Genomic DNA, 17,157 nt, shown 5'->3' with positions numbered 1-17,157 from the left:
CCATGTCGGCAAGAACCGCATAGCCGCCTTTTGTCATAGTTCAGGGGTGACTTTATCTCTGCACTATGCCTACGACCTCAAAACAACCTACGCCGGCGGCACAAGCTGAACGAGAGTTCGGACGCCGGAAGCCTCAGGTGATTAAGCCAGCATACAGCCCCAGCCAAGGCTCTCGAACGCTTATGGTTGTCGGCGGGACCATCGCGATGCTCCTCGCCGTGTATCTCGTACTCTCCTAACCAGCGCCACACTGAAAGAAGACCGAAGCCGCCAGCGGGCCGGATTGCTCCATTCCGCTGACGGCCGGCCCGCATATCGGGGGCGATGAAGCGGGCCTTCGCAAGGTGTAACAGCGCACTTGGATGTTCAACGCGGCAAACTGCCTAGCGCCATCCGCCAAGCAGTACGCGAGCCTCGGAAAAAAGGCCGCCGCATTCTTCTGTGCGGCGGCCCTAACGACGACTTGCGAGCCTGTAATCAGATCAAAAGCGAGGGCCATAACCCCGATCGTACCCACGACGGCCATAAGCCCGTGCATGCGGCGGCGGGCCACCATAGCGACGGCCATAGGCATAGCCGCGCGGCCCATAGGAGCGACCGTAACGGCGGCGCTCGTCTCGGACGCGATACTGCGCCTGTTCGACCCCGGCCGCCTCGGTCGAAGCTGCTGTCGTGGTGAGGGCATTGACGCCGACCAGTGACGGCGCCGCCATTGCAGGCGCCGTCACTGCAGCGCCGATGGCGACGAGTGTAGCTATCAGAAAGTGTCGCATGGACGTCTCCCGTTGGTTTTGAAGGCCTCAGCAATGCCGAGGCACGCACCAACTGCGGATGAACCGAATAGTTCGATCCCGTTCATGTTATGGCGCGATTGCGATTTAGCGACCGGCTTCGACCGCCGATGGATTCTCGCAACGGCAGTAATGTCGCCCTGGCAGCTTCTAACTGGGCTGGCAACGCTGCTTAACCGCTGGTCGAGGCACCCCGCTGCCAACTGCGATAGCAGCGGCGCCTGCCGCCTTTTAATCCCTATCTGTTTGGCACGCATAGGGTCACCCACCCATTAGCACTAGGATGCGTCATGGATAATAATAGAATTAATGCCATGTAGATTACGCTGAATATTGAATTTGATTCCGTCGCTTGAAAAAAATGGACATTAACGTTAGATGAGCGGAAATATCCGACAACGTTCATCGCTATTCGAGCTTGGTTGGATTATCCAATTGCCGTATGCTCGGAATTCTCCCAGCACGGTTTTGTGGAGGAGACGTCCATGATCAAAGCATTTGCTATTCTGACGGTCCTCGCAGCTCTTCCCGCAACCGCTTACGCCCAGCAAAACCCGCAGGGTGCTCAAGGCGGCGCTGCAAGTGGTGCGCTGACAGGCGCAGTCGGTGGCGCGGTCGTCGGCGGCCCCGTGGGAGCGGTGGTAGGGGGCGTCGGTGGCGCAATCGTCGGTGGTATCATCGGCGATAACACGCCAAAGTTTCGCGAGTACGTCGTCACTCAGCGCCGACCGTCGTACACCTATTCCGAGCCGGTCGTGGTCGGCGGTACCTTACCTCGACAGGGCGTGACGTATTACGAAGTGCCAAGCGAGTACGGCCGGACGGAATACCGTTACACCGTCGTCAACAATCGCACCGTGCTGGTTGACCCCGCTACCGGCCGCATTGTGCAGGTTCTCGATTGAGTTCGGGCTGCGCGTCGATCGACTTCTGAAATGACGCGCTGAACAGATTACCGCCAAGGCTGACGAGAATGTTAGTCAGCCTTGGCAAGCCGGATACCGATAGCCCACTTTTCCGTGAGTCAGTACTCATATCTGGTCACCATGCCCGTGCAAAAGGCTGGCTCATTTCGACGCATGCCGCCGGATAGAGAGCGACTGGCTGACTTAGGCTCCCATTAACAATCGCTTCGCATCATCTCCAAACCAATCCTTGGCGAGCGTCCAAATGGCACAGTCGAAACCGATCATTCGAGATGACATTGAATTCGACGCTGCATTGGACCGGATCACGGAGTTGATAGAGGCTGATCGGGAATCTGAAGAGTTTTCGGAGATGGTCGCCTTGATGCAAGCGACAAAGGATTACTCTCAGTTTTTGCGTGCTACCCGGCCCGCCGAGGGCCAAAGGCTTCAGTGAGTGACGAGGATGCGCTCGCGCTGATGCCTTGCCATAACATGGGCCGTAGTGCCTCTGACGGACAAACAGATGACGTGTGGTGGTAGATCCATCGTGAGCCGATGGCTCGCATTCGTGTCGATCGCAATGTTCATCATGCCGGCGACCGCTGCCGAGCGCCGCAAAGCAGATTTCCTCCAAGATTACATCACCTGCGAGATGTGGATGACGCACCATCGCACCTCTGCCATCGAGCTTCACACTGCTGTGGGACGCTGGATTGTCGATTGGCTTCGACAAAATTCTCCAAACCGGCTGGCTCACCTTGATGACGCTATCATCGTCCAAGGCGGTTGAGCGCCATTGTGGCGCGCTTCCTGACCAGTCCATCAGCACGGCGGTCTTTCTGTCGGGGCTCAGGTTGCCTGGACCCTGACTCCTCCGGTGTTGTGGTTGAGCCCGCGCAGGAGAGCTCGGCGCGATGCGCTAGAGCTTCTCGTACTTCTCGTTGATGAGCCGGACCTTGATGTCCGCGTGACGTGCTCCCCGATTTTGGGCCAGCGCGAGCTGGAATCGTCCGGGGTATGAGCCTGCCCCCGATGTTGGACCGGCCTGCTGGCCGCTTCCAGGGGGTAAACGGTCACCGCGGGCTGCATGCCGGTGGCCGATTGACGAGCGATATCGGGGTCTTGTTCCCGATCGCGCTATGAGGTCGTAGCTCGTTGTACTCCCTTCGCCAAGCTCCGCTTTCTACCGGGCATCGGGCATCGGGCAGGCTCATGAACCAGTGAGCGTTGAGGCATTCGGTCCGGAACTTCCCGTTGAACGACTCGATGAAGGCATTGTCCGTTGGCTTGCCCGGGCGGGAGAAGTCGAGGGTGACGCCGCGCTGATAGGCCCACAGGTCGATGTCGCGACTGACGAACTCGGTACCTTGGTCGACCCGCATAATGGCCGGGAAACCGTGGGCCGCACCGCCCTGCTCCAGCACCTCGACGACGTCGGCGCCGCGGAAGTTGAAGCGAACGTCCAGCCCCGGCGAGAGCCGGCTGAAGGTGTCGACGATGGTCAGAACCCGCAGCTTGCGGCCGGTGGCGAGTTGGTCGTGGACGAAGTCCATGGCCCAGATCTCATTAGTCCGCGTAGCCGGACGACGATCGTTGCGCAGCTTCGCCTTGACCCTGCGCTTGAGCGTCTTTTTCCAGAGCTGGAGGCCCAACTCCTCGTAAAGTCTGTAGATCCGCTTCGAATTGACATTCCAGCCCTCCCGCTTGAGCAGCACATGAATCCGGCGATAGCCGTAACGCATGCGCGTTTCGGCGATCTCCTTGATCCGTTTGATGAGGCCGGCCTGCCCTTTCCGTCGGGAGCGTTAGTGATAAGTCGAGCGCTCGACTGGCAGAGCGCGGCAAGCACGACGGATGCTCACCTGCCAGACTGCGCGCACATGATCGACCATCGACCGCTTGCGGGCAGGCCTTAGAGCTTTTGCTTGATGACGTCCTGCAGCATCTCCTTTTCGAGCGACAGGTCCGCCACGATCCGCTTCAGCCGGGCGTTCTCTTCCTCGAGCTGACGCAGCCGCTTCATCTCCGAGGGCATCAACCCGGCGTACTTCTTGCGCCAATTGTAGAAGGTCGCGTCGCTGATTCCTGCCTTTCGGCAGACCTCCGGAACCGGCGTCCCTTCCTCAGCCTGGCGCAGGATGAAGGCGATCTGCGCCTCCGTGAACTTCGACTTCTTCATGCCGAAAACTCCGTCCGCAGCCCGTGCTGCTAAACTGGAATTTTCCAGCTTTGAACGGTCCAGGAAACCGGAGGCAGGTCAGAAGTTGTCTACGTCGTCTTTAAAGCCCACACCGAGGCAAGCACAGAAGCGCTCGCTGACATCCTCGACCGCGGAGCGTTGCTCGCCCGATAGATGGCGATGCCGGAGCCTGGGCTGCAATCCCGTCCATGGGATCTTTTCGACGCGGGACACGTCAGCGATGCCTAGCTCTCCCGACCATTCCCTGATTTTCGACCCGCTGGACTTCCCGCCGTTGGGCGGGCGAATTCGTGACGTCTCTCGAACCTGCGGTCGAAACCGGCTTTGCGCGCGCGCAATCTTGATCGATGAATCAGCCACTACCTTAACGAGATTGCGGAACATGACACGCCAAGGCACAGAGATCGACCGGCTCCGGGTTCGCAGGACGAGATCCTGCTGGTTGATCAGAGCGCATGTCTATTATGTCATCCCGAGTGCCGCACGCCCGCTACCAAGGCTGCACTGTAGGACCTGGTGTGAGACATGAAGTCTATCCAAGAAGAATTGGGTGTCCGGTGCTCGACATCTTCAGTGAGTGACCGACTCGCGCGAGGGCGTGTAAGCCTTTGAGCGCCTTCGCTGCCGATACGCCGGGCCCGCCGACTTCGGCGGCCTGCCTGGGCTCTTTGGCGGCGGAATTGAGGCGGAGGGTTCTGGATCCAGTCTTTCTGGGGTAGTCCGTTTGAACCTAACAAGGCGGCGGCGGGAAATGCCGAGATGCCCACCATACGCATCCGCACGGAAACTCTCTTCAAACCATTCATGCGTCGGATCACGGTCGTAGCGCCGCGTTCTGAGGCAGTAATCGACCGTCCTCTCGATGTGTCGGCGCCTGCGCAAGATCCGCTTCATCCAGATGCGGACGTCACCCGGGCCATCGGTCCCATGAATCTGCCTGTTGAGCTCCCTGATGACGTCGTTGAATTCCGATTCGCGCGAGATGGGGAGCGCGAGGACGTGATCCCAATGCGGGTATCGCGAAGCATCGAGATGGAGAGACCTGACGTGGCCTGTCACGACCTTCGAAATCCGCCACCAAATGTAGCGACGTACATCCTGGAGGCGCCGGGCGTGATGCAATCGACAGCGGGTAGACCTGACGTTCAAGACGAGATGATAGTAACAGTGGCTGTCAGCCAATGCCCATAATCTGTCCACTGCGGCGCTTCCGCGCCTGCACAGCTCCATGCGGCGGTAAGACTGGATGTCCGGATAAAAGATGTCTCGCTGGTCTGGCTCACCGTGTCGGCGCGCAGGTCGATACGGGAAGTCGTTGCGCATGTTCGTGAAGGCGAGCTCGCGCGTCTTTCGCTCGAGATACTTCGCTTCTGCGTCTTTGAGATGCCATCCATGAACCTCCGGAAAGTTTGGCGTTGGCTTCTGGGGGCAAGCTTGCGCCAGGACAATCCGAGGGCGGCCTTTGCGAACGGCCTGTGGTGCAGCAGCGGTCATGCATTGCCTTTTAGCAGTGCGGAGTTAAGGACGTGTTCTTAGCTCTAAAAAGGCTTTAGCTGATGTTAGCCGACATCGAATTTACATTATTCGCCTGAAAACGTCGGTCTTTCAGGTGTTTATCATGCGTAATCGAGCGTTTTCCGCGGTGAAATGCGATTAATTTGTTTAAAAATTGGCGAATTTTCCTGCGCACCGCTGCGCGGTGCGTGCTCAGGATTCAGAAGAGAATTTCTTTTGCAAGAAATTGCAGAAAACCCCTGATGAATGAGGATCGCATGATGTACATCACACTCTCAAAGTCCGTGAACAACTGCTTCGGCCATGTCAGCTTCGACGACGCTCCCCGCGTCGCCGACGCGCTCAGCGATCTCATCGATCGCGCGCCTACCGGCGCCGTCGCGCGACAGCTCTACCTGCGCACCTTCGGCGCGAAGTCGAATGCCGGCCGCTATCTCGGCCGTGCATGGAAGCGCCTTGGGGCGCTCGCAGAGGCTCTGGAGGCACGCCGTGGCGCTCATCTCAGCCACGAGTTTGGGGAGGCGACCAAAGGGGCGACGATGCTGATCGGCGCAGACCTGGCCGCCGCGATGCTGGTCGACCCTTCCTGCGAGACCCGAGCCAAGGTCTTCGCTCTTCTCGGAATCGCCTTCCCTGAGGCCGGGATGCTCGATCACGTCCATGAGTTCGAGGTCGGCGTGGTCGGGAGCCGGCAAGATGCGGACGCGATCGTCGCGATCTCGAGCGAAGCCTTCGAGCGAGAGTTCCCGCGGGTCGCCGCCTGGTACCAACGCGTCATCGTGAGCCCGATGCCTGAGCGCGTGCAGGCCCCGGGGCTACTCCAAGATGCCGCCTTCGTCAGGCATCAGCTTCTGGCGCCACTGAAGGGTGCTGATCCTGACGCCCTCGGTGACCCGCCATCGGTCCGTGCGCTCCAAGCCAGCTTCATCGCGCTCGCCGTCGGCCTCCAGATGACGCAGCGAGATTTCACTCCCCACCGCGCGCCCGTCGCCGCCTGAGAGCGGCCAGCGGCGGGGCGAAAGCCCCGCCGTACTTTCACCTCGACGAGGGACCGACGATGACCATAAAGTCCATCACGCGCGCGCATACACCCGCCAATGAACGCGCCGCGAGGCCGCCGAAGCTGAAGGGCTTCCGTGTAACGCTATACGGCGAATACAGCAGGCCACTGTTCCAGTGGAACGGAAAAGCCGAGACGGCCGCCAAGGCTGAGATTCTCTGCTGTGATATCTACGAGCTCGCCGTCCAAGCACTCTGCCAGACGCAGGGCGTAACGGCGTCACTTTCAGCGCTCGACCTCAAGGTCAGCGCCTCGAACGTCCAGACGTCGTCGGCGGCGGAGGGCTGGCGCATCCGCTTCGATGTGCCTGACACGATCAAGGGGCAGAAAGGTGCCCGGTGTGCAGGCCTGCCTGACCAAGACCTGCTCGCGCTGGTGGCGAGCGCTGCGTTGACAGACCCGGCCTGTCGCGATGCTGCGCGCGATCTTTGCCCAATGCGCGTCGGCTTCTGGTACTGCCACGCCGGCAGTGACGGGTTAGAAGATGTGGGCGCATGCCTGCTCGTCAGCCGGAATGGCCGAGAGGTTCGGCATTCATTCGAGAATGCGGCGCTGTGCGACGCGCTACGGTTCGTCAGCCTGCGGACGAGCATCCCGTTCGGGCCTGGAACGGGGCTGCCTCGATTCCACCCTTTCCCCGGACCCACGTGCAAGGTGATGCTGCCTTCAAGCGCAACCATCAGAACCATCTGCCTAACGGAGCCTCCCCAGCCTCCTCAGCTCCTGCTTACCTGGCTGGACCGGGAAGGCTACGGCATCGTGGCGGATCGTCTCCGCGCGTCTGGTGGCTGGCGGGCGGCCGTCGGCTCGATGCCGAGCAATACGGCAGCACCCTAACTCCCAGGGTTCCGGCCGGCGCTGCAGCCGTAAGTCTCCCTCTTCAAAGGAGAGACGCTGCCAGCGGCGAATGCTCCGCCGCTAGGCCGAAACGGAGGCTCTCGTCTTGCCGAACGCCATCCCTTCAGCGCCCCCGACCCGGATGATCGGCGAAGACTGTTTCGCATCAGACGAAACGGACGAGCCCCGGCCCTTGCGGGCCTCCCGAGCAAAAGGCTCAACTCGGGCGGGGGTGATCTTCCCAAGCGGCGTATTCCAAGGAAGGGCACAGCTTCGCGATCGGCGGGGATCTGCCGTTCCACTCGGGTGGCGGGCCGGAACGGCCCGCAGCGGCACCAGGGCCCCGCCCTCAGAGGGAAGAGGTCCTTCGCCGGACCTCGGGAAGAACCCCCGGGGAAAGGACGAGACCGAAGCCCTCGCCCGCCATGGCGTAGCGCTCGCCAAGAGACGGCCTTCCGACAGGAGGCCGTCCCCCCGACAAGACGTCGGGGCTGGCCGGGAGGGCAGAGGTCCCATCGGACCCGCGGGCACAACCCCACGGGGAAGAGCCACCGCTCCCCATGGCGCAACGCGCGCCAGGAGACGATGCCCTCACGGGCACCGTCCCCTCGACAAGCCGTCGGGGCTGGGGAGGGCGGCGCGATGGGGCCCGTCGGCCTGGGCCAGCCGGCCCGGGTCGTCCGTGGGTCGCCCCGTGGCGCGCGAGGCCGGAGACCCGGCCGCCGGCGCGGATGCGGGGGCCGCACCATGCGGGCGCAGGCCAACGAAGAAGCCGGCCCCTCCGGGTGCCGGCTTCTTCCATGGCAAGCCAAGGCGCCATGGAGTTCCCGTCCGAACGCCGTTCGACCAGGGCACCGGCCAAGCCCGCTGCCTTCCTCGCGCCTCCCCTCATGGGACGCCGACCACGGGAAGACAGCGACGACTGTTTCGCGTCAGCCGAAACGGAGGAGCTCCGGCCCCCAGGCCCGCAGCAGTCGCAATGCTCCCGCCATTCCAAGCGGACCAAGGGGCGTCGTCCCATGAGGGCCGACAGGGACGAGAAGCCCCTCCCACCATAGAGGCTGACGCCAGGGAGGGACCCGTCCCAGAGAGGCAAGCCACTCCCCCAAGGGTCCCCGAACGCAAGGCGCCGGCCCGAGGGCCGGCGCGCGGGGAGCGATCCGAAGGAGGATCCCGGCCTCAGGCCGAGACGAAGCGCCCGGTCCAGGCCGGGACGTCCCGGAGGACACGGCCGCCCGGGACGTAGTCGGCGCCGTACTTGGCCAGCTCCTCCTCCGTCGGAGGCCGTGACGGGTAGGCCAAGCCGGACCGGGAGAGGTCGAGCCAGGCCTCCGGCCGCTCCCGGATCGCGCCCGCCGCCCAGACCGGGCCGGGCCGATCGGCCAGCTCCCGGTAGCAGCGGGCGAGGCCCTCGCCGCAGCTCGGCCACTCGACGTCGTCGGGGCCGATGATCGTCGAGCCGAAGATGCTCGCGAAGAAGGCCGCGAAAGGCCCCTCCCGGCACACGACCTTGCCCGGGCAGTCCGGGTCGTCGTCGCACGCATGCGACAGCACGACGTCCCGCACCAGCATCGTCCGCCAGGCCAGGGTGTAAACGCCCGCCCCCCGGAAGCAGCGGGCCGGGACGTCATAGGCGTTGAAGGCGTCGTCCCAGGCCCCGAAGATCAGCCCGTCGCACGCGAACGGGACGAGGCCGGCGAGGCGCCGGCGATGCCACATCTGGTAGGTCGCCAGCCTCAAGCCATCGGGCAGCAGGTCGAAGCGGACCTCGGCCACGCGGTCCGCGAGGAACTCGCGCGAGCCCGGGGGCAGGTCGACCACGCCGGCCGCGTTGGCCTCAGGCCCGACGACGTCCGCCATCGCGAGGCGCTCGCGATCGGGAAACCAGCCCTCCGGGACCTCGACGTACGTCCTCGCGACGTGCAGCGCAATCGCGCGATCGGCCTTCGCCCTAGCGGCCCAGGCCTTCGGGAACTCCTTCCTCAAACGCTCCGCCGTCCCATCGGGACGGGCCCGCACGATCGGCATGCCGAGCCGGCCGAGCGCCACGTCGACGGGGAGCATCCGGGGGATGGGTTGCTCCTTCCCCTTCGGGTCGAAGACTCCAAGCAGCTCGATCACCTCATGAGGCTCGAACCTCGCCATCGCGAGGACCTGCTCCGGAACGGGCTTCGCACCAGGAAGGGCCGGAAGACCAAGCTTCGCCCGAAGCACCCGCCGGCGCAGGCTTTCCTTCGAGAGCTCATGCGCGGACACGGCGTCAGAGGCCCTGCTGCGCGAGATCGTACTTGACGGCCGCCAGGATCATGGCGCGCTGCTTGCCCGTCGCCTTCAGGGGAAGCGGAGCCGTCAAGCTCGGCTCCGTCTGCTCCGCATAGGCCAGATGCAGACGCTCGAGGAAGCGGTTGAAGCCGATGTAGGCGCACTGCTGGTTCATGATCGCGCCCATCAGCTTCGCCGACGACGTGATCTGACGCTCCAGCACCGCGCCCGAAACCGCGGACTTCGGCTTCGCTGCCTCGGCCTCGCCGTCCTCATCGTCCAACTCGGCCCCGGACTCGGCATCGGACCCATCCTTGCCGTCGCCCGCGCCCCAGTGGGCGACCCGCTTTCGCAACGTCTCCTCGACCTGCCTCTGGAAGACGTCGGTCCGGCCGACGAGGAGGAAGACCTCCCAGATCGCGTCGGCCACCTGGTCCGCGATCACGTCGACTTCCGCACCCTTCGGGACGAGCCCCGTCTCACGCGCCTTGCGCCGATCGGCGTGATCGCCCATGAGGGACGCCGCATAGTCGAAGACGTCGGGCCTGATCTTGCCCGTCTTCTGCTCAAGCGCGACGAGACACGCCGCACGCCGGCGATCGCGCGCATCCTTCACAAGCTTGAATTCGGCGATCATCGATGCCTCCGGTTTGATTCTCGTCCCGGAGTATAGCAGCCCTACACGGGCCCGTAGACCGGCGACAAAAGAAATTGTCGTCTTCCGATAAAAGCGCCTCTCCTGAGTCTGTGCAGCCTTCGGGAGCGCTTGTAGGCCGCAAACAATATCAGGGCAGACCTACAAAGGGGACCACTGTCGAATTCGCCAGGATTCCGGCATACAGGGATCAACGAGCTACCTACCACAGGCTGTATGCCGACTACAGGCCATTGAAGGCCTACGATCAGCGGTTTCACGCTGTCCGGGGGCTCTACCACGAGCCTGAGGAAGAGGGCCCTCCAGACGTCCTGAAAAGGATAGGATCAGGGCTCTACAACGAGCATTTTCAAGGACTTACAAGACAGGCTAGAAGGGTGGAGAGCTACAACGCTTATAGCCTGTCAGAGGAGGGGAGTTAGGGCACGACATACAAAAGTTACGGTGGCCCGTATCTTTTGTCGGAAGCCGCGCTCCCGCTTGTCTTCCCCGTGCTCTCCGAGGGGTCCTGCAGACGGCGGATCGGGGCGCTTCGCGGCCGCCGATCGGTGCTCTCGAGACGGTCTGGCGACCTCAATCCCGCGCGTCTCGTTCCGAGCCGCACCACCCTGACAGGGCGGTGGCAGGTTGTCGAGAGCCAAGTGGATCGACGGGGCAGGTCGGAGGCGAAACCTCCTCGGAGCCCCGTCATTCCAGGGCCCGGTGGGCCCGTAAACGCCGTATCCGGCGGACTTTGCGGCGATCCCGACAGGATTCGCCGCCGCCCGCCGTGACGGGCAAAATGCGCTTGACATGCTGATTCGCGCCATGCGCGCCGCTCCCGGAGGACCGACCATGGCCAAAGAGCCCGACGACAAGACGCCGCCCAAGAAGCCGCGCCTGACGCTCGTCCCCAAGGTGCCCAAGGAGCGAGCGGCCAAGGAGCCGACGAAGATCGTCATCAAGGGTCATGAGACCTTCGAGCACGCCGGCATGACGGCAACGATGATCGACGGCCAGATCCATTTCCTCGACCGGTCCTACGCCGACTCAATCGGCAGGATCGGCTATAACATCCACTATACGATCGAGGAAAATTCCCTTGAATTGCAGGCCTTTGGAACACTCAAGTTAGTAAATGGAGTGTTCGCCATCGGCGGCAACGGCGCCGAGATACCGATCAAGGCCTACTGGCTCAACGCCGACCAGCTGATGATCCTGACCATGCAGTCGCGCACGCCCAAGGGGGTCGCGTTCCGGAAGGTGCTGGTCGACCTGATCAGGGCGCTCAGGGAGGGTCGGCTGGTCTACGCCGACGGCGCGATGATCGAGGCCCAACCAAAGCCGGCCGACGTCAGGGCGATCCCAGCTGAAAAGCGGCCTGCCATCCGCCAAAGGGAGCTCGGCCCGCGCGATCAGGTCTCGCCGTACCTGCGCAGCATCGACAAGCGCGACGACGCCCGCACCGCCGACAGCATGGCCCATGACGCCCGAATGGCGAAGATCGCCCCGCCTCCGGAAGCGTTCATAACGGACGAGACGGGCCAGCTGCGCATGCGCTACTCGACGCTCGCGACGGTCATCGAGAAGGACCTCTATGACGTCTACTACAGGTGCCTGGAGAGACATGGGACCGCCTTCAAAGTCGCACCCAAATGGACGAGGGAGGAGCTCTACGGTCACTACTCCTACGCGCCCAACGACGACGGCCGCCATGAGGCTCCCTACGTGACCCTCGCGCAGGCCGTCGCGGTCGCCTTCGACATGCGCGCGAGCGACCGCGAAGACGACATCGTCGAGGCCTTCCGACGCTTCATGCGCGTGCTCTCGGGGTATGCCGAAGAGACCGCGAGGCATGCCGCCCAAAGAGCAGAATGGGAGGCGAGGCTCGAGAACGCGCCGACCGTGCTCGGGCTGCTGAAGCGCAACGCCGACGGCCTCGAGCGGCTGGCTGAGAAAATCGACCGGCAAACAGACGCGTTCAGAGAGATGCAAGTCCGGCTCGCTGGACTCGAGACCGCGATCACGGCCAAGCAGAGCCGTCCTATATGGCAATTCTGGCGAAGGGGCTGATTTCGGCACGCGAGCTTCTTGCCCGTCAGGTCAATCCCAGCTCCCATGCCCGCCCGGACGCCTCAAGGGCAGGCGCCCCCTTCTCCTCGCGCTACCCAGAAAACGGGTCGACGCAGGACGAGGGACAACCGACGGTGGCCGCCATGACCGACGCAAACATCGATATCCAGCCCGCCGTATCAGACGCCACCCGCAACGTCATGCGCGCGAACAAGCGCCGCGACACGGGCCCAGAGATGAAGGTCCGCCGATGGCTGCACGGCGGGAAGGACGCGGTCGCCGGGCTAATCCAGGCCGGCCGCAAGGCCGACGCGAGCTTCAAGGCGACGGCTCGTCAGACTTTCGTGCCGGCCGCGAGTCGGACCGACCGAACCGCCATCATGTTTGACGTGCCCTACTACACCGAGACGAGCCGCGGCCTGATCCCGGCTTGGCGCAACGAAGTCGATCCAGGATTCTGGGAGAGCTGGCTGACCTTCGACCCAATGAAGTACGCGCCGAAGCTTTCGCAGCCTTTCCTGATGGTCAAGAGCGAGGCGGCGGCGCTGCCAGCCGGGGCGCGGCAGTTCGTCACGAAGGTGCCTGGCGACAAGCACGAGCTCTGGCTCGACGGCGTGAGCCAATTCGACTTCTACGATCAGCCTGCTGTTGTCTCTGTCTCGGTGGATACCATCGACCACTACCTTCAAAACATGCGGCGCGCTTAGCGCCACCTACCGACATTAGCTCGTTGCTGGGAAGCAGACCTTGCTGCGGGGCACGAGGCAACACAATCCACCCGGAACTTATCCGGCGGTCGGGACGGCGGAAACTGGCTCGACTGGGGCTGAAATGCCAGCGCCGGACCGGACCGCGCGAAATGACAAGGTCGCTTGCGCGTGTCGGGATGGCGCGGCCGGCGCGGCCCGGGCATTGTGCGCCGGGCCCGCCGGGTAGTGTCTCAGTTTGAAATTCAGGGCGATTGACGCCCGCCACACGATGGCCGAATCCCATGCTATGCTAACCGGCAAGCATGGGGAGATAAGGCCTTGGATGTCGCGACCAAACTAGCCCGCCAGATTTTCGAGAAAGCCCACCCTGGCCGGCGCTGGGATTTCGCCTTTGCCGAGCCTGGCACCGACGAGAGCGCCAATCTGGATCACGCGACCGATGCAGAGCGTGACCACTATTTGTCGCTCGCACACAAGCAAATCCTCGAAGAAGCCTTCAAGGAAGATGACAATGCCTAAAGGCCCCAATGGCGAAAAGCGCCCCGCCGACGTGATCGGTAACGCGGTTCGCATCATGCAGATCGCGACAGGCGAAGTTGACGACACCACGCCCGACGACGGCAAGGACAAGGCTGCTCAGGCGTTAGGCGCGAAGGGCGGGCGCAAGCGCGCCGAGAGCATGAGCCCGGAACGACGCGCCGAGATTGCCAAGGCGGCGGCGGCGAAACGGTGGGCGAAGTAGCAAGCAGAACTGCACGAGCTGGACCGCCCCTGCTTGCAGCAGGTTAGCAAGCATGCCATTGTCGGCCCATCAGCAAGCAGATGGGTGATTCTCCATGAATGACACTCCACAGAGCCTTGGCGGGAAAGCGCGGGCGCAGCGGCTTTCGCCTGTTGCCAGAAGTGAGATCGCACGCAACGCGGCGTTGGCGCGCCACCAGAAGGCTGAGCCGGATGGCATGCCAAAAGCTGTTAGCCAAGGGTCTCTGTCGATCGGCGAGGTCGTCATTGACGTTTATGTACTCTCCGACCGGCGCAGGTTGATCCACAAGCGCGGGATGGCGCGGGCCCTGGGGCTGAAATCTGAGGGCGGCAACGCCTTTATGAAGACGATCACAAGTAAAGGCTTGGGATCCGTAATTAGCGATGAACTCAAGCAAAAAATCGCAAACCCTATTGAATTCAAGCCCTTAATCGGGGATCCCGCCCACGGGTTCGCCGCCGAGGTGTTTATAGAAGTATGCGATGCTATTATTGATGCATACAAGCAAAAGAAGCTAACTCCCTCTCAGAATTTCCTAGGAATACAAGCGGAATTCATTGTAAGATCAGCTGCCAAGATTGGTATTATTGGATTAATCGATGAGGCTACCGGCTTCATCGCAGATAAGAGGCGAGAGGAGTACCGCGAGCTATGGGCGCAGTTTATCCGCGAGGAATGTCGCGCTTATGAAGCTGAGTTCCCCGAGCGTTTTTTTGACTCCCTCTACCGCCTCTATGGCTTGAAGCGGAAAGACCCAAAGTCGTTCAAGCATCCCCGGTTCTTTAGCAAATTTATCCGCAAGTATGTGTACGCGCCCTTGGCCAATAGCCAGGGCGCGATCTTGGAGGATCTCGACGCCAAGAACCCTGTTGTCTACGCCAATGGCGGCCGGCGCTATAAAATGTTCCAGTTTCTATCTGATGAGATTGGGATGCCTGCGTTGAAGGGACACCTTTGGCAGGTGGTCGGTATCGCTGCCGGCGCTACCGACAAAAGCGCGTTCGAGCGCGCATTCTATCGCGCTTTCCCTGAATCTATCCCGCTCGGGATTACAGGCGACCTGTTCGACCAGATTGACCATGATGCTTGACGCTAAGCATGAAAGTTCATATCATACTCGGCATGAACAAGCTCTCCGTTGCCCAGCGCGCCCAGATCCTCGCCATGCTCTGCGAGGGTTCGTCCATGCGGTCGATCTCGCGCCTTGCGGATGTGTCGATCAATACGGTGTCGAAGCTGCTGGTGGATGCGGGACGCTTCTGCGCTGGCTTCCATGACGCCAAGGTTCGCGGCGTAAAGGCTAAGCGGGTCCAGGTTGACGAGATCTGGTCCTTCGTCGGCGCGAAGCAGAAGAACGTCGGCGCGATGAAGGCCCCGATGGACGGCGCTGGCGACGCTTGGACTTGGACCGCGATCGACGCCGACACGAAGCTGATCGTTTCGCACTTCGTCGGCGGTCGCGATGGCGAGTGCGCAAGCTGGTTCATGGACGATGTGGCGTCGCGCCTCGCCAACCGCGTGCAGCTCACGTCAGACGGCCACAAGGCCTATCTGGAGGCTGTTGAGGGCGCGTTCGGTGCCGATGTCGATTACGCGATGCTGATCAAGGTCTATGGGGCGGCCCCAGAGAGCGCCAAGGGCCGCTACAGCCCGGCCGACTGCACCGGCATCATCAAGAAGCCGATCGAGGGCAAGCCCGACCCCAAGCACAACAGCACGTCCTATGCCGAGCGCCAGAACCTCACGATGCGCATGAGCATGCGACGGTTCACTCGCCTGACGAATGCGTTCTCAAAGAAATTCGAGAACCACGCGCACATGGTCGCGATCTACGCCGTGCATTACAATTTCCTGCGCATCCACAAGACGCTTCGCGTCACGCCTGCGATGGCCGCAAACCTCTCGCACACGCTGTTGAGCTGGACCGACATTGTTGAGCTGATGGATGCAGACACGCCGACCAAAAAGCGCGGGCCTTACAAGAAGGGCGCTCTTGTATGAGCGCAACTTATTGTTACAAAAAAGCGAAACCCCGCGAGGACCTTGCGGCTGTCGCGGGGTTCTTTCTGTCCGAAACCGTGTGCAAGCAGTGACGAATTTCGGCTCACCAGAATGAGATGCATCTTGCCGTTCAAATTGTCAACGGGCGATTAATCGAATGCCTCAGCCCGTTATCGACACAATGTCACAGCGCCGCTTTGAGACCTATTTGCAAGCTGCCGGCCACAACCGGACGCGTGCAGTAGCGCTGTATATATGGAACGCGAAAATCGGTGCTTCGTTCCATATTCCAATTCAAGCGGCCGAAGTCGCTTTAAGAAATCGAGTAAATCATGCGCTTGTGTCGGAATTTGGCGCGGAGTGGTGGCGCGAAACTCGGTATCTGAATCTAGCAGATCGAGAGCGAGAGCGCGACCTCGAAACGGTGAAGTCCCGGCTCGTCCGAAAAGGCATCCGGTTAGAGACGGACCAAATTGTCGCTGGCCTCTCGTTTGGCTTTTGGGTCGGCATGCTGCACCGACGATATAACCCCCCGATATGGGGCGCCAGGCTGCGCGCAACGTTTCCGCATCTGCCTACGGCAGAAAACAGAGAATCGTTGTTTAGGCGGTGCGGCGAAATCGCCGGGTTGCGCAACCGCATATCGCATCATGAGCCACTCATTAAGCTCGACGCGATGAAACAGCATAGCGACCTGCTCAAGCTTTTGAGCTGGATTTGCCCGGCGACGGCTCAATGGGTGCGACCACATTGTGATCTGCCAACGCTCGTGCGCGCGAAGCCCTGAATTTCAAACTGAGACACTACCCGCTGTGGCACTGTGCCGTTCATCGAGCCGCTCGCGCCATCGGTAGATTTGCTGCGCTTGAATGCCATGCCGCTTCGCCGTCGCGATGACGTTCCCGCTCGACAGCGCCTCGGTCACGACCGCGCACTTCTCCTCCGCGCTCCAGCGGCGGCGCCGGACATAGGTCTCATCGTCCATGAAAAGCTCTCCAGCACCGCTGCCGGCACTGGTGCCGGATTACGAACGCGAAAAGCTGGACGTCGAAATCCTTCTCAACAAGGCGGCCTACGGCGTAGGCTTACGGCCAGTATGAGTTACCTCTCGCTATAAAGCCTACATCGCGCTGAACTATCAGAGTTTACATTTCAGCGCGCACAACCCCGCTGCCGCGCCACATAAAAGGCTGGCACTTGTCCGTTGTCTTGGGTAGAAATCACCAATCACAAGCTGCAATGAAAACCGTTGATCATAAAGAAATTAGCTACGGTATTCTTGCCTTAAGCCAAATAGCGGCTGGTTGGTCCGTTGCCTCTTAGAAAGCAACGATCCAACCAGCGACTGTTTTTGCAGACTTAATTCGAAACGCCACCTGTCTCTCCAAGGGGGGCATCGGCGT

Annotated in this window: 16 protein-coding genes and 1 pseudogene; 12 read left to right on the top strand and 5 right to left on the bottom strand. The window is 61.8% G+C overall.

The window, feature by feature from the left end; all coding sequences use genetic code 11:
- Positions 1 to 482: 482 nt before the first annotated feature.
- A complete protein-coding gene (locus ABIE41_RS00650) occupies positions 483 to 773 on the bottom strand; it encodes a hypothetical protein (RefSeq protein WP_192645166.1) in 291 nt (96 codons plus the stop codon).
- Between the two features lie 503 nt (positions 774 to 1,276).
- Between ABIE41_RS00650 and ABIE41_RS00645 the strand changes: the two genes are divergently transcribed.
- From ABIE41_RS00645 to ABIE41_RS00635, 3 genes are all read left to right on the top strand, one after another.
- The gene (locus tag ABIE41_RS00645) at positions 1,277 to 1,696 is read left to right on the top strand and encodes a DUF1236 domain-containing protein (RefSeq protein ID WP_192645167.1); all 420 of its coding nucleotides are present in this window, start codon (positions 1,277 to 1,279) and stop codon (positions 1,694 to 1,696) included.
- Positions 1,697 to 1,961: 265 nt separating this feature from the next.
- Positions 1,962 to 2,153 carry a hypothetical protein gene (locus ABIE41_RS00640; RefSeq protein ID WP_192645168.1) on the top strand — a complete coding sequence of 64 codons (192 nt, stop codon included), beginning with the start codon at positions 1,962 to 1,964 and terminating at the stop codon, positions 2,151 to 2,153.
- A 114-nt stretch (positions 2,154 to 2,267) separates the two neighbouring features.
- Positions 2,268 to 2,489 (top strand): hypothetical protein, encoded by a 222-nt coding sequence (locus ABIE41_RS00635; protein WP_192645169.1) that lies wholly within the window; start codon positions 2,268 to 2,270, stop codon positions 2,487 to 2,489.
- A gap of 283 nt (positions 2,490 to 2,772) precedes the next feature.
- Here ABIE41_RS00635 and ABIE41_RS00630 read toward each other — a convergent pair.
- A pseudogene (locus tag ABIE41_RS00630) lies at positions 2,773 to 3,878 on the bottom strand (IS3 family transposase).
- 1,778 nt (positions 3,879 to 5,656) lie between these two features.
- On the opposite strand from ABIE41_RS00630, the gene ABIE41_RS00625 reads away from it, so the two are divergent.
- Positions 5,657 to 6,412 (top strand): hypothetical protein, encoded by a 756-nt coding sequence (locus ABIE41_RS00625; protein WP_192645170.1) that lies wholly within the window; start codon positions 5,657 to 5,659, stop codon positions 6,410 to 6,412.
- A 59-nt stretch (positions 6,413 to 6,471) separates the two neighbouring features.
- A complete protein-coding gene (locus tag ABIE41_RS00620; RefSeq protein ID WP_192645171.1) occupies positions 6,472 to 7,311 on the top strand; it encodes a hypothetical protein in 840 nt (279 codons plus the stop codon).
- 1,179 nt (positions 7,312 to 8,490) lie between these two features.
- Here the strand turns inward: ABIE41_RS00620 and ABIE41_RS00615 are convergent.
- Both ABIE41_RS00615 and ABIE41_RS00610 read right to left on the bottom strand, forming a co-directional pair.
- On the bottom strand, positions 8,491 to 9,456 hold the full coding sequence (locus ABIE41_RS00615) for a hypothetical protein (protein ID WP_192645172.1): 966 nt from the start codon (positions 9,454 to 9,456) through the stop codon (positions 8,491 to 8,493).
- A gap of 115 nt (positions 9,457 to 9,571) precedes the next feature.
- Complete coding sequence (locus tag ABIE41_RS00610) at positions 9,572 to 10,210, bottom strand: hypothetical protein (RefSeq protein ID WP_192645173.1); 639 nt, start codon at positions 10,208 to 10,210, stop codon at positions 9,572 to 9,574.
- An 810-nt stretch (positions 10,211 to 11,020) separates the two neighbouring features.
- Here ABIE41_RS00610 and ABIE41_RS00605 point away from each other — a divergent pair.
- The 7 genes from ABIE41_RS00605 (at position 11,021) to ABIE41_RS00575 (ending at position 16,541) form a co-directional block, all read left to right on the top strand.
- Complete coding sequence (locus ABIE41_RS00605; protein ID WP_192645174.1) at positions 11,021 to 12,280, top strand: hypothetical protein; 1,260 nt, start codon at positions 11,021 to 11,023, stop codon at positions 12,278 to 12,280.
- The gene (locus tag ABIE41_RS00600) at positions 12,256 to 12,987 is read left to right on the top strand and encodes a hypothetical protein (protein ID WP_192645175.1); all 732 of its coding nucleotides are present in this window, start codon (positions 12,256 to 12,258) and stop codon (positions 12,985 to 12,987) included. Before ABIE41_RS00605 ends, ABIE41_RS00600 begins: the two co-directional genes overlap by 25 nt.
- A gap of 321 nt (positions 12,988 to 13,308) precedes the next feature.
- Positions 13,309 to 13,509: a hypothetical protein gene (locus ABIE41_RS00595; RefSeq protein WP_192645176.1), complete on the top strand. Its 201-nt coding sequence runs from the start codon at positions 13,309 to 13,311 to the stop codon at positions 13,507 to 13,509.
- The gene (locus tag ABIE41_RS00590) at positions 13,502 to 13,732 is read left to right on the top strand and encodes an RNA-binding protein (protein WP_192645177.1); all 231 of its coding nucleotides are present in this window, start codon (positions 13,502 to 13,504) and stop codon (positions 13,730 to 13,732) included. Before ABIE41_RS00595 ends, ABIE41_RS00590 begins: the two co-directional genes overlap by 8 nt.
- A 94-nt stretch (positions 13,733 to 13,826) precedes the next feature.
- Positions 13,827 to 14,843: a P63C domain-containing protein gene (locus ABIE41_RS00585; RefSeq protein ID WP_192645178.1), complete on the top strand. Its 1,017-nt coding sequence runs from the start codon at positions 13,827 to 13,829 to the stop codon at positions 14,841 to 14,843.
- Between the two features lie 32 nt (positions 14,844 to 14,875).
- On the top strand, positions 14,876 to 15,754 hold the full coding sequence (locus ABIE41_RS00580; RefSeq protein WP_192645179.1) for an IS1 family transposase: 879 nt from the start codon (positions 14,876 to 14,878) through the stop codon (positions 15,752 to 15,754).
- A gap of 157 nt (positions 15,755 to 15,911) precedes the next feature.
- Positions 15,912 to 16,541 carry an Abi family protein gene (locus tag ABIE41_RS00575; RefSeq protein WP_192645180.1) on the top strand — a complete coding sequence of 210 codons (630 nt, stop codon included), beginning with the start codon at positions 15,912 to 15,914 and terminating at the stop codon, positions 16,539 to 16,541.
- A gap of 3 nt (positions 16,542 to 16,544) precedes the next feature.
- Here ABIE41_RS00575 and ABIE41_RS00570 read toward each other — a convergent pair whose 3' ends face one another.
- Positions 16,545 to 16,739, bottom strand: coding sequence for a transposase (locus tag ABIE41_RS00570; RefSeq protein ID WP_192645181.1), 195 nt, complete (start codon positions 16,737 to 16,739; stop codon positions 16,545 to 16,547).
- Between the last annotated feature and the right edge of the window lie 418 nt (positions 16,740 to 17,157).

Source organism: Bosea sp. OAE506 (assembly GCF_040546595.1).
Taxonomy (GTDB): Bacteria; Pseudomonadota; Alphaproteobacteria; order Rhizobiales; family Beijerinckiaceae; genus Allobosea.
The sequence above is the reverse complement of the archived record's forward strand: the minus strand, read 5'-3'. Positions and strand labels throughout refer to the sequence as shown.